Genomic DNA, 12,916 nt, shown 5'->3' with positions numbered 1-12,916 from the left:
GGGAAGGCGACCCGTGGACCAGATCACTACCAACCCCATCGTCATCGGCATCGACGCCGGCGGCACCATGACCGACACCATCCTTGTCGATCAGGACGGCCACTTCAAGATCGGCAAATCCGCGACCACGCCGAAGAACGAGGCCGAAGGTTTCCTCGCCTCGGCGGAAGATGCGGCCGATGCCTGGGGCATCTCGCTGGAACAGCTGTTTTCGGGCGTGAACGTGGTGCTCTATTCCGGCACCGGCATGCTCAACACGCTGTTGTCGCGCACCGGCCGCCGGCTTGGCCTGATCACCACCAAGGGCCTCGAGGACATGATCCTGATGGGCCGCGGCCTGCAGGCCTGGGCCGACTATTCCTACGCCGACCGCCTCCATGCGGTGACCCACCAGCATCCCGATCCGCTTGTGCCGCGCCGCCGCACCCATGGCGTTACCGAGCGCATCGACCAGTTCGGCGATATCATCCTGCCGCTCTACGAACATGAGGTCGTTGCCGCCGCCAGGAAGCTCATCGCCGACAAGGTCGAGGGCATCTGCATCATGACGATCTTCTCGCATGTCAATCCGGTGCACGAGAAGCGCATCGCCGAGATATGTCGTGAGGAGGTCGCTGCCGCCGGTGCCGATATCCGCGTCTACACCAGCCACGAGGTCCGCCCCGTCATCCGCGAGCAGTCGCGGCTGAACTCGGTGCTGATCGAGGCCTATGCCACCTCGCGCGGCCGCCAACAGCTCAAGGGCATCGAGGACGTCGCGAAGAAATACGGCTTCAAATACGGCGTGCAGACGCTGCTCTCCTTCGGCGGTCTGACCTCCATCAACCACCCGCGCCTGCATGAAACCATGATCTCCGGTCCGATCGGCGGCATCCTCGGCGCGGCCTATGTCGGCAAGCTGATCGGCAACGACTCATTGATCTGCTCGGATATGGGGGGCACCTCCTTCGACATGGGCGTCATCACCCGCGGCCAGACGCGGATCGAGAACGAGCCGCTGATGGACCGCTTCAAGCTCAACGTCCCGACGCTGCATCTCGACACGATCGGCGCCGGCGCCGGCATGATCCTCAAGGTCGACCCGCTGACCAAGAAAGTCTCGCTGGGGCCGGAAAGCGCCGGCTCCGACCCCGGCCCGATCTGCTTCGCCAAGGGTGGCACGGAGCCGACCATCGCCGATTGCGACGCCATACTCGGCCGCCTCAACCCCCACTATTTCCTCGGCGGCAAGGTCGTGCTGCAGGTCGAGAAGGCCCGGGCCGCCTTCGAGGAAAAGTGCTCACGCCTGCTCGGCGTCGGTGTCGAGGAGGCCGCGGAAGGCATGATCGACATGCTGGAGGCCGACGCCAACAATGCGTTGCGCCGCGTCATCTCCGGCCAGGGCATCCATCCCTCGGAATTCACGCTGCTCTCCTATGGCGGCTCGGGTCCGCTGCATCTGGCCGGTTGCTCCAGGGGCATCGGCTTCAAGGATATCATCACCTTCCAGTTCGCCGCCGCCTTCTCGGCCTTTGGCTGCACCACCGCCGATTTCATGCGCCGGCATTCGGTGTCGACACAGCACGACATCGGCGCACGCGCCGGCGACGACGAACTGCTCGCCTTCGGCAGGAAGGTCACCAATGTCTGGGACGACCTCACCAAGGCGGCGGTCGACGAGATGATCGAGGACGGCCATGCGCGCGAAAAGATCAGGACCGTGCCGTTCCTGATGATGCGCTACACCGGCCAGCTCGAGGACGTCGAGGTGATGGCGCCGCTGTCGGCCATCCATTCGGCCGAAGACATGCGCAGGGTCATCGACGAGTTCGAAGCGGTCTATGCCAAGGTCAACCATCGCGTTTCGCGCTATGGCGAGGCCGGCTTCTCGATCACCGAACTCGGCCTCATCGCCACCGCCGACAAGGTCAAGCCGGTGCTGCTAAAGCGCCCGCTCGGCAAGTCGGATCCGGCGTCCGCCCACAAGGGCGTTCGCGATGCCTATATCGGCGGACGTTGGCACAAGGCCAATCTCTACGAGATGGACCTTCTGCAGCCGGGCCACGAGGTCATCGGCCCGGCCATCATCGAACACCCGGCGACAACGCTCGTCGTTCACCCGCAAGACCGTGTCCATGTCGATGAATGGACGCTGCTGCACTACACCCACGCTTGAGAGGGCGAACGCCATGCTGGACAAACCCGCCTCCGCGCTGCGCATCCGCGAGCGGCTGATCGAATCCGAACGGCTCATGGAAGAGACCGGCTGCTATGACGGCATCACCGAGCTCGAGCTGCGCAACCAGGACCCGCTGAAGTTCGAGACATTGCACACCAAGCTGCGCGCCTACTGCGTCTCGGCACGCGAGATGGCCCGCCGCATCTCCGCTTCGCCCGGCGTGCGCGAAGTCGGTGAAATGGTCGTCGCGATCTACACGCCGGAAGGCGATGCGATCGCGCTCTCCAACGGCATCATGGTGCATGTGCACACGATGAGCCGCTTCATCAAATGGATGATCCGCAACGGCTACGAAGAGAACCCTTGCATCCGCGACGGTGATATCTTCGCCAACAACGATGCCTTCATCGGCACGGTGCAGGTGCCCGACGTGATGGACGTCGTGCCGATCTTCCATTCGGGCAAGCTGGTTGGCTGGGCCGGCGCGGTCTGCCACGAACTCGAGGCTGGCGGCATCACGCCCGGCGGCGACGTGGCGCTGGCGCAGGAGCGCTTCACCGAGGGTCTTTTCGTCTGCGCCGAAAAGGTCGGTGAGAACGACGAGATCCGCCGCGACTATGTCATCCGCTGCGAGCGCAATTTGCGCATGCCGATCTACTGGGTGCTCGACGAGAAGGCCAAGGTCGCCTCTTGCATCGACATGCGCGAAAGCGTCAAGGCGCTGATCGACGAGATCGGCCTCGACTACTGGATGCAGGTGTCGAAGGAGTTCATCGAAGAAGGGCGCCGTGCCCAGCTCGCCCGCACGCGCCAGCTGACGGTGCCCGGCATCTATCGCGGCCACACCTTCTACGGCCACGTCACCAAGGGCAAGCCGGGCTACCAGCCGCTCGGCGATCCCGACTGGCTCTACAACATACCGATCGAGATGGAGATCACCACCGACGGCAAGATTATCATGGACTTCGAAGGCACGCAGCCCTGGGGCTACCATTCGATGAACTGCACGCCGGCCGGCATGGATGGCGGCATGTTCGTGACGCTCACCCAGCACATGAATTTCGAGGGCCTGGTCAATGACGGCGCGTGGATGGCGACCGAACTGAAACTGCCGCACGGCACCTGGACCAACCCCGACAACGAGATGGTTGCGACCGCCACTTCATGGGCCTTGCTGCTTCCTGCCTATGGCGTGTTCCAGCGACTTTTGTCGCGTTCCTTCATCGGCCGCGGTTTTGTCGAGGAAGCCTTCGTCGGCCAGGTCAACAGCCCGATGATCGAAATGGGCGGCACCAGCCAGTACGGCAAGCTGTTCGGCATGGCGCATTTCGAATGTGCCGCCGCCGGTTCCGGCGCGCTGGCGATCAAGGATGGGCTGGACACCGCCTATGTCGGCTGGAACCCTGAATCCGACATGGGAAACATCGAGATCTGGGAACAAAGCATGCCGATGGTCTATATCGGCCGCTCCATCGTTCCCAATTCCGGCGGCGCCGGCAAATATCGCGGCGGCTGCTCCTTTCTGTCGACATGGCTGGTCAACAAGACCGACCATCTCAGGCTGGTTACATCGGAGCATTCCTCCCGTGTGTTCGACAATGGCGGCATGTGCGGCGGCTATCCGGCGCCGACCTGCCAGAAGCATCGCGCGGTGCGCGACTCAAACATCTTCGAACTCGCCGAAAAGCGGGCGCCGCTCGCCCACCACACCGGCACCAACCCGCATCGCTCGGAACTCGAACTGCGGCTGCAGGGCGAACATGTGACGATGGAAGGGCCTTACATCACCGCCCCGCACAAGACCGGGGACGTCTTCACCCATTCCTACAATGGTGGCGGCGGCTATGGCGACGTGCTGGAGCGCGACCCGATCAAGACGGCGATGGATGTCGAGAACGGCTATCTGACCAAGGAAGCGGCCGAGGGCATCTTCGGCATCATGCTGGATGAGGATGAGGAGGGTTATCCTGTCGCCAATCTCGAGGCCACCAAACGTCATCGCGCCGAGATGCGCGCCAGGCGGCTCGCGCAGGCAAGGCCGGTCTCGGAGTGGATCGCGGCCGAACGCCACCGTGTCGAAAAGGCCGACTTCGCACCCGAGGTGAAGAAAATGTATGCCAGCGCGATCAAGCTGTCGTCGCGCTTCACCAGGGAATTCAGCGATTTCTGGAACGTCGACGCCAAATCGATCTTCATGCCGGGAGCAAAGCCATGACCTCGTACAGCAAGGAAGTCATTGCCGATCTGGTCGCGGGCACACTGCCCTGGCCACAGACACGGCGCGTCATGAGCGCCTACAAGGACGACGACCGCTTCTTCAAATATGTCGCGGTGCTGCAGGACCGCGTCGGCTGGAAGGATCCGATCCTGTTGCCGGTCTCGGATCATCTGTTCATCTGCCAGAGCGGCGACGAGAGGGTGACACGCTGCGAATGCGGCCATTCCTTCGGCGACTACCGGAAGAACTGGAAGCTGAAGGCTTCGATTATCGTGCGCAACACCGAGGAATCGCTGCGCGAAATCTATCCCAACAGCGATATCCCCGATCCGCAATGGATGGAGATTCGCGAATTCATCTGCCCTGAGTGCGGCACCATGCACGAGGTCGAAGCGGCGGCACCCGGCTATCCCATCGTGCACGATTTCGAACCGGATCTGGAAGGCTTCTATCGCGAATGGCTGGGCAAGCCTCTTTGAGGGAGATGAAACCGCGAACCGCGTCGACAAATACTCCCGCGCCTGATTGCCTGCGCAAACCAACGGAGAAGCAAGCGATGACAAACCTTTCCGGCCGCAGCGCGATCGTCACCGGCGGGTTTTCGGGCATGGGTTTCGCCATCGCGACGGCCTTGGCCCAAGCCGGCGCCAATGTTGCCGTCGGCTCCTACATCGCGCCAGCGGACACCGGCAGATCCGATGCCGCCTACTATCCGGGCGCCGACGAAATCGAGCGCGTGCGATCGGCCCTGTCAGCCCATGGCAACAGGGTTCAGGCCGCTCATCTCGATGTCCGCGACAGTGAGATCACCAACCGTTTCGTGGCCGAAGCCGAGGCCGCCATCGGCCCTGCGGACATACTGGTCAACGCCGCCGGCACCACCGCCGAGCAGCCGGTCTGCGGCCATTCCGATGCGCTGTGGGACAAGATCGTCGACACCAACCTGACCGGCGCCTTCCGCGCTACCCGCGCCGTGCTTCCCGGCATGATCGGGCGCGGCTGGGGGCGCATCGTCAACATCGGCTCGACCGCCGCTTCCGTCGGCTGGAAGGACAACCCCGCTTATTGCGCTTCCAAGGCCGGACTTCTCGGCCTCACCCGCTGCGTGGCCCTGGAAGGGGCCGCGCACGGCGTCACCTGTGTCATGATCAGCCCGACCTGGGTCGAGACCGAACTGATGCGCCGCAATGTGGCGCAAGTCGTCGAGCGCGAGGGCAAGGGGCGCACGGCGGAAGAAGCAATGGCCGAGATTGCCAGGGGCAACCCGCAGCAGCGCATGCTGCAGCCTCAGGAGATAGCCGCTCTGGCGGTATTCCTGTGCTCGGATCTCGCCAAAGGCATCACCATGGAAAACATACAGATCACCGGCGGAGCCCTGTGGTAGCGTCCTCCTCGCCTGATCCGGGCGAGCGTGCTGTGTGCCGGTTGACCTCTCCCCATTCGCGCCGATGTAAGACAAGGTGACCGGATTTGCCATTGAGCACACGGTGCGATAGGTTATATTGCACTGCACAATGGAGATGCCGTTTATTGCACGCCCCTGTTCGCGGATATGCCGGCCGGCTTACGGCCTGCCGGGCTTGGGTCGCGTCGACGGGACTCTGAGATGAAGATTCCAAAGTCCCTGCTGGTCGATCCCGAGAAGAACTCGGTCTACGGCGCCTTCGCCGTAGCCGTCTCGATCTGGGCGTTCTCCTATTCCGTCATTTTCGGCCAGGTGCTGATCCTGGCCTACTATGCCGTGTGGCTTCCGCTTATCCTGGTCGACTACCGGCGCTTCCTGCGGCAGCTGTCCAGCGCCTGGCTGCCGCTGCTGTTCGCGGCCTATGTCTGCTTCTCCGTCTTCTGGTCGCAGGCACCCGGCATCACCGCCAGGACGGCGGTCCAGTACCTTTCCCACATTGCCTGTGCCTATGTCGCCGCGCGCACCGTCAGCGTGCGGACCCTGACGCTCGGTGCGCTGATCGGCATATTCGTCGTCATGCTCTACTCGCTCAAGGTAGGAGCCTATTCCGAGGACGTTCTCGACGGCAGCTATAATTTCGTCGGCGCCTTCGCCTCCAAGAACCAGATCGGGTTTGTCGCCTCGCTGGGTATCTATTTCAGCGTCGTATATCTTGTCTTCTACCGGCGCGGCCGTCTGAGCCTGATCCTGGCTTTGCCTGTCGTGATCTTGTCGGCATATCTTCTGGCGCTCTCCCATTCCGCCACGTCGATAGCCTCGATCCCTGCGGTGTTGGCGCTGGTGGCCCTTCTCGCCGCCACCAAGCTGTTGTCGAGACGGTATCGCCGGGTCATTTTCGTCGTTGGCGCGGGTCTGCTGGTCGTGGCGGTCTTTGCCGCCCTTAATCTCGGTCTGATGGATTTCGTGCTTGGCATCTTCGGCAAGGATTCGACGCTTACGGGGCGGACCTATCTCTGGGAGCAGGGTTGGACCACCGCGCAGCGATCTCCGATCCTTGGTGTCGGCTATGGCGCCTACTGGGTACAGGGTTTTGCCGAAGCAGAGCGGCTGTGGAATGAATTCTACATCACCTCGCGCACGGGCTTTCATTTCCACAACACCTATATCGAGGCCCTCGTCGAACTTGGCTTCGTTGGCGCGGTGATGATTTCGCTGATTATCCTGCGCACGCTGGTCGGCCACGTCACCGCGGTGATCTTCAGGACATGGCAGACCGAGCCGGTGATCCTTGCCGGCGTGATGGTGCTGTTGGTGATCCGGTCATTCGTCGAGGTCGATATCCTCAACCCCTATATCATGGGCTCGTTCTTGCTGTACTACAGTCACTTCAAGCTGGCGCGCGTGCCTGTTACCCGCACGCGTTGGGCTCAGGCCGGCTTCGTGGAGCCCGGTGGCGCGCAGAAGCCGGCATTGCCCGGCTAGAGCAATTCCAGGAAAAGTGTGTAACGGTTTTCCTGGAATTGCGTAAAAACAAATAGTTAGAGCGGTTCTGCGATTCCGTGAAACGCCGAACCGCTCTACCCGGCTTCGACCAGCGCGCGCAGCGGCTGTCGGCTATAGGGATCAGGTACGGATGTAATCCGGGGATGCCACGACCTCGCGCAAGATCCGGGCAGGATTTCCTGCCGCCAGGCTTCGCGGGGGAACGCTCTTGGTGACGACCGATCCGGCGCCAATGACGCTGTGGTCGCCAACTTCGACACCGGGCAGAATGATGGAATTTCGACCGATCCAGACATTATCGCCGATGAGAACGGCTTTGGTCTTGACGCCCGAGCCTTCGTCGATCTCGTGATAGTTGGAATCCTGGATGACGACGCAATCGCCAATAAGGCAGTTTTTCCCGATGCTTACACGGAGCGCGGCATCAATCATGACGCCACTGTTGATGAACGATCTCGAACCGATAGACAGCTTGCCTTTGCTCGACACGTGAAACCAGGAACGCGATCCGAAGCCCCGAAATGAAACAAGCGAGCCAAATTCTATTCGGCCTTTTCCGGCGATGTGAGGCGGCGTTCCCAGCACGGAAATCCGATCGGCGATTTTTATGCCTCTCATCTTCCAGACGAGCGTGAAGATCGAACCCTTCACATATCTTCGAATGCGGTAGACGTTCACGACGCCATCTCTTCGTTCGCCCGCGACGGTATCGTCACGCGGGCAGGATTGTCAGCGAGGGTAATGTTGGTCTTCGATGGACAGCAGGTTTGCGCGCCCAGCGAGAACAGTCTTCTTTCAAAACGCCTGCAACCGCTCGATGCTCTTTGTCGAAATCCTATTGGCTGGCCAGTGGCGCCAGCTTGACCTTGATTACATCGCCGGGCAGCACCAGCGTGTCTTCCTTGGCGGCGATTTCGCTGGTTTTGCCGTCGACATTGCGCACCAGCGAATAGAGCAGGGTAGGCTGCTGGTCGTTGGTGATGGCGGCCGTCGTCGCGGGATCGCTGGCCTGGGCTATCAGGCCTCTCTGCATATTCACCTTCAACGCGGCCTCGTTCAGGTCGGCTTCGGTCTGCTGCCGGTCGGCGGCGAGGCTCGAGCTCAACGTGTTCTGGGCATCGATGGCGTCCTGCGTCGCCTTGCTGATCGCCTGCTTGGCGGTGAGGATGGCCGTCTCGTAGTCGAGGATCTTGCCCTGCAGGTCGGTAACGGACTGCTGCGAATCCAGAAGCCGCGCATTGGCGACCAGGCCCTTCTGCGCCAGCGGACCGATGCTGGCGAGCTGCTGCTGCGCCAGGTCGACCTGCTTCTGCTGGTTGACGATCTTCTTCTGCAGCGATTCGATTTCGGCCTGCAGGACACCCTTGAGATCGTCGAGCGCCTCGAGCTTCAGCTTCAGCGCCTTCTGGTCGGCGGTCAGGATCGTCATCTCGTCATTGACGATGGTCGGCAGCCTTGGGTCGCCCTCGACCTCCTTCGGCGCTTCGAAGCTCGTCTTGCCGGCCAGATCCGCATCGATGCGGGCGCGCCTGACGAGCAGCCGCACGCGCTGGTCGTCGGAAATATCGAAATTGCCCTTGGCGGTGACCAGGTCCTTGCCGAGCTGGGGACCGTAGTCGGCGTTGCGCCTGATGCCGCCGGCGACGCTGAGCGCTTTCAGCACCGTCAGATCGGGCACATAGGGGAATTGGCCGGGATTCTGCACTTCGCCCGAGATGTAGAATGGCCGGAACTGCGCCATTTCGACCGAGGCTTCGGGCTTGTCCGACAGGGCGAGCTTGTGCTGCAGCGCCTCGCCGATCGCCGCCGCCACTTCCGCCGTGGTCTTGCCCGCCGCCGGCAACTCGCCGACGAAAGGCACCGACAGCGTTCCGCCCGGTCCGACCGTGTATTCGCCGTTCACCGCCGACCAGTCGCGGAACGTGCCTTCCACGGTCTGCCATTCGGCGATGCGGATGGTGAGCTTGTCCTGCGAGCCGAGATGGTATTCCTCTGCTGCCGCGATCCGGGGAAGAAAAGCGAGCGACGCCGCAAGGCATGTGGCCATGAGCCGATAGCGGCCGGAAAAGCGGCCGCTGCCAAAGGCTTCGAACATGTCTGTTTTCAACTGAACGTTCCGATCCGTTTTAGCCCCATCGCCCGATGAGCTTGCCGCCGGATGCCTTGTGCCGGCGGCCGGTCAGTAAGAGCCGCGTGACATCCAGACGGCCGGCACGGTTTTGATGATGATGCGCACGTCGCCGAACAGCGACCAGTTCTCGACATAGTGGCGGTCGAAGGCGACGCGGCTGTCATAGGAGACGTCGTTGCGGCCGCTGACCTGCCACAGGCCGGTCAGGCCGGGCCGGGATTTCAGATAGTATACCGCGGCACTGCCATAGATTTCCAACTCGTCACGCACCACGGGGCGAGGTCCTACAAGGCTCATGTCGCCCTGCAGGATGTTGATGATCTGCGGCAGTTCATCAAGGCTGAGCTTCCGCAACACCGCTCCGACACGGGTGACGCGCGGATCGTTCTTCAGTTTGCGGGTGGCTATCCACTCCGCATTGGCATCCGGATTGGTGGCCAGGTAGGCGGCCAGCACCTTGTCGCCGTCCGGGACCATGGTGCGGAATTTCAGGCACGGAAAGATCCGTCCGCCGCGCCCGATTCGCCGATGGCCATAGAAAATCGATCCACCGTCGGAAAACTTGACGAGCAGCGCAATCATCACGAACAGTGGGCTGAGAGCGATCAGGCCGACCAGCGAACCGGCGATATCGAAGCTGCGCTTGATGAGGCCGCCGATCGGCGGCGGAAAATCGGTGTCAGCCTGCGAAAAGCCCGCCGTGGCCGACTTGGCAATGTCCCTCATGCGGAAACTCCATGCGTTGAACGAATGGTTCACCACACGATATCAAAAAAATGTTGCAGCGCAACACACAATTTCCCGGCACATTGAAATAGTCACGTCATGAATTGACTAAATAATAAGCTAGCAATGCACATTTTTCGGGATATTTAGCACATTTGTGACAATAAATGGGCAAATGAAAAAAAATACGGACCTTTTTGGGGCGATTTTTGGGCAGGGCGTACTCGTTCGCTCAACGCGGCGCATATTAGTGCTTTAGAAAGGTGCGACCCTCACGACTATTAACATAAAATACTACTTAATATTGTGAATTGTACTGAAAAAGCTCGTCGGCTGCAGGTTGAGTGAAATGCCGCCGTGTGCGTTGCAGCATGAAGGAGTCGAAGGCGCAAGTTCGTTCAAAAATATGTGCGGTTGCCCTTGCCGCCTCCTGCTCGCCTTAATAGAATTGCAAATTATACCTGTCACAGTGGCGACAGGTTAAAAGGTCGGAAGCAACCGGCCGAGAGCGGGTGATTTTAACAAGCCCGCATGACAAGGGACGGCGCTCGGGTGGGGCAATTATTGGATATGACCCGAGCCGGTTTATGGGCTGTTGGGTAATGTCGCTTCCAAAATTCATTGTTGGGATGCTTTTCGCTCTTGCGATCGTCGTCGCCTGGTCCTGGCTTGGCGGCGCCTCGCTGGGCACCACGCTGCTGCGCCTCATCATCTGCGCGGCGGTTATCCAGGCCGGCTATTTCATCCTTGTCTATGCCATGATCGCCAGGAGCGCGCCGACGCCTGCGGACAGGCTACGCGAAGCCGAAAGAAAGCTGAGCTCGCCCGACGTGCCCGAAGGCGAGAAGCTGGGCAGCGCCCGGCGCAGCCTGCATTAGGGCGGGTAACGCCGGCCTGACCTGAATTCTCGACACCTCGATCGAGCCTCAGGCCACATTGGCGGGTTCGGTTTCCGATTGTTCCCCCGACAGCATCCTGGACAGTCGGCTCGCCGGCTTCGCCTTCAGCCGCTGATACTGTCCGACCTCCACCACACGGCCGTCTTCCATTGCCACCACCCAATCGGCGAAGGCGATCATCGATGGCCGGTGCGCTATGGTCAGGATGGTCATTGCGCCGCGCAATCCATCGATCGATTTGGCGATCAGCGCCTGGTTCTGCCAATCGAGCGCGCTGGTTGCCTCGTCGAGGATGAGCAGCGACGGCTTGCGCAGCAGCGCGCGCGCCAGTGCAATGCGCTGGCGCTCGCCACCCGAGAGGCGCGCGCCACGGTCGCCGACCACGGTCTCGAGCCGCTGGGCGAGCTGTTCGACGAACTCGCCCGCATGTGCGGCGCGCAGCGCGGTCCATAACGCGTCGTCGCTGGCCTGTGGCGCGGCAAGCCGCAAGTTCGCCGCGATCGTGTCATGCAGCAGGAACACGTCCTGCGGCACATAGGCCACCTGATCGCGCCAGCGCCGGCGATTGCCGGCATTGATCTCGACACCGTCGACCAGGATCTTGCCGGTGGTCGGCTCGAGCAGGCCAAGCAACATGTCGGCGATCGTGCTCTTGCCTGATCCCGAAGGCCCGATCAGGGCGGTGACCTTGCCGGCCGGAAGCCCGAAGGTGATGTCGCTCACCACCGCCTTGCCGGCGCCGTCATCGTAGCCAAACGAGACGCCGCGAATGTTCAGCCCGGTGTCGAGCGACAGTTTTTCGGCATCGTCGAAGTCGGCATGACCCGGCTCTTGCTCGGCGTCGAAGCGTGCCTGCAGGCTGCGCATGGCCATATAGGCGGGCAGGTTGATCAGCACCTGCTGGGCCTGCGTCTGCATATCCATGAAGCGTGGCGCGATACGCATGAAAACCAGGAGCAGCACGACAATCTCGGCCAGCGACAGGTTGAAGCGGACCAGCGCCACGTAGATGAACAGGCTGAGGCCCACGACACTCGTCACCTGGAACACGGCGGTACCGATCGAGCTGTTGCGCACATAGTCGATGTTGTCGGCCTTCATCCTTTCCAGGGTTGCCTGCAGCTGCGCGAAGTAGCTGGCCTCGACATTCAGGCTCTTGGCCACCTTGATGCCGCCCAGGAATTCCGAGACTGTCCGGTACTGATCCTGGCGATTGCTGGTCAGGACACGTCCGAAGGCTGTGGCGCGCGAGCGAAACGGCTGCAGCGCTATGAACATCACGATGCCGATGCCGATCGCAAACGCCGTCATGACCGGCGAAATGAACATGGAGATCACGAGATAGCCCACCAAAAGCACCGCGATCTGCACCAGCATGAGCAGCGAGAAGGCGGCGCCCTGGACGCGATCGATGTCGCCGGTCAGGGCATGGTCGAGGTCTGAGCTGCGCATGCGCGAGAACACGCCCCAGCGCGCCTTGCCGATGCTCTCGAACAGGTTCATGCGCAGGCGGTTGATGAAATCGAACAGAAGCCTGGCCATGTAGACCGACTTGAAGCGGTTGAATGCTGCCTGCACGGCAACGAGTCCAACCAGCGCGCACAGCACCGTCGTCAGCTGCAGCGTTCCGTCCGGCACCAGCCAGCGCACGAAATCGTTGTTCGGCAACCGCACCGCGAAATCCTGGTCGGCGCGCCCGACCAGGTGCAGCAGCGGCACAAGCAGCAGGATCGAGATGCCTTCCGTCAGGCTGCCGAGGATGAGGAACAGAAGCGCCGTCCAGGTCCGCCGCCCGCCGATCTGGGCAATAACGGCCCCGAACGCGGCGACATCACGAAACAGCGACAGGCGAAGGACCGAGGACTTCGACATGATT

Annotated in this window: 10 protein-coding genes; 6 read left to right on the top strand and 4 right to left on the bottom strand. The window is 61.7% G+C overall.

Features of this window, described 5'->3' with window-relative positions; genetic code table 11:
• Positions 1-13 precede the first annotated feature (13 nt).
• The 5 genes from EB230_RS01320 to EB230_RS01300 all read left to right on the top strand — a co-directional run bounded on the left by EB230_RS01320 (position 14) and on the right by EB230_RS01300 (position 7,263).
• Positions 14-2,155, top strand: a complete 2,142-nt coding sequence (locus tag EB230_RS01320) for a hydantoinase/oxoprolinase family protein (protein WP_056569391.1) — start codon at positions 14-16, stop codon at positions 2,153-2,155.
• Positions 2,156-2,168: 13 nt separating this feature from the next.
• Positions 2,169-4,373 carry a hydantoinase B/oxoprolinase family protein gene (locus EB230_RS01315; protein WP_056569393.1) on the top strand — a complete coding sequence of 735 codons (2,205 nt, stop codon included), beginning with the start codon at positions 2,169-2,171 and terminating at the stop codon, positions 4,371-4,373.
• Entirely contained in the window at positions 4,370-4,855 is a 486-nt protein-coding gene (locus tag EB230_RS01310) for an acetone carboxylase subunit gamma (RefSeq protein ID WP_056569396.1), read from the top strand. The genes EB230_RS01315 and EB230_RS01310 overlap by 4 nt, the downstream gene beginning before the upstream one ends.
• Before the next feature lie 77 nt (positions 4,856-4,932).
• Positions 4,933-5,760: an SDR family NAD(P)-dependent oxidoreductase gene (locus tag EB230_RS01305; protein WP_056569399.1), complete on the top strand. Its 828-nt coding sequence runs from the start codon at positions 4,933-4,935 to the stop codon at positions 5,758-5,760.
• 222 nt (positions 5,761-5,982) lie between these two features.
• Entirely contained in the window at positions 5,983-7,263 is a 1,281-nt protein-coding gene (locus tag EB230_RS01300) for an O-antigen ligase (protein ID WP_056569402.1), read from the top strand.
• Positions 7,264-7,404: 141 nt separating this feature from the next.
• Here EB230_RS01300 and EB230_RS01295 read toward each other — a convergent pair whose 3' ends face one another.
• The 3 genes from EB230_RS01295 to EB230_RS01285 all read right to left on the bottom strand — a co-directional run bounded on the left by EB230_RS01295 (position 7,405) and on the right by EB230_RS01285 (position 10,141).
• On the bottom strand, positions 7,405-7,962 hold the full coding sequence (locus EB230_RS01295) for an acyltransferase (protein ID WP_155772464.1): 558 nt from the start codon (positions 7,960-7,962) through the stop codon (positions 7,405-7,407).
• 157 nt (positions 7,963-8,119) lie between these two features.
• Positions 8,120-9,379 carry a polysaccharide biosynthesis/export family protein gene (locus tag EB230_RS01290; protein ID WP_056569410.1) on the bottom strand — a complete coding sequence of 420 codons (1,260 nt, stop codon included), beginning with the start codon at positions 9,377-9,379 and terminating at the stop codon, positions 8,120-8,122.
• Positions 9,380-9,463: 84 nt separating this feature from the next.
• Positions 9,464-10,141 carry a sugar transferase gene (locus EB230_RS01285; protein ID WP_056570375.1) on the bottom strand — a complete coding sequence of 226 codons (678 nt, stop codon included), beginning with the start codon at positions 10,139-10,141 and terminating at the stop codon, positions 9,464-9,466.
• Between the two features lie 602 nt (positions 10,142-10,743).
• Between EB230_RS01285 and EB230_RS01280 the strand changes: the two genes are divergently transcribed.
• Positions 10,744-11,019, top strand: coding sequence for a hypothetical protein (locus EB230_RS01280; RefSeq protein WP_056569413.1), 276 nt, complete (start codon positions 10,744-10,746; stop codon positions 11,017-11,019).
• Positions 11,020-11,067: 48 nt separating this feature from the next.
• Here the strand turns inward: EB230_RS01280 and EB230_RS01275 are convergent, their stop codons facing one another.
• Entirely contained in the window at positions 11,068-12,912 is a 1,845-nt protein-coding gene (locus EB230_RS01275) for an ABC transporter ATP-binding protein (protein WP_056569417.1), read from the bottom strand.
• Positions 12,913-12,916: the final 4 nt, after the last annotated feature.

The sequence above is a fragment of the Mesorhizobium sp. NZP2234 genome (genome assembly GCF_013170765.1).
Taxonomy (GTDB): domain Bacteria; phylum Pseudomonadota; class Alphaproteobacteria; order Rhizobiales; family Rhizobiaceae; genus Mesorhizobium; species Mesorhizobium loti_D.
This window is presented reverse-complemented; position numbering and strand designations above follow the sequence as displayed.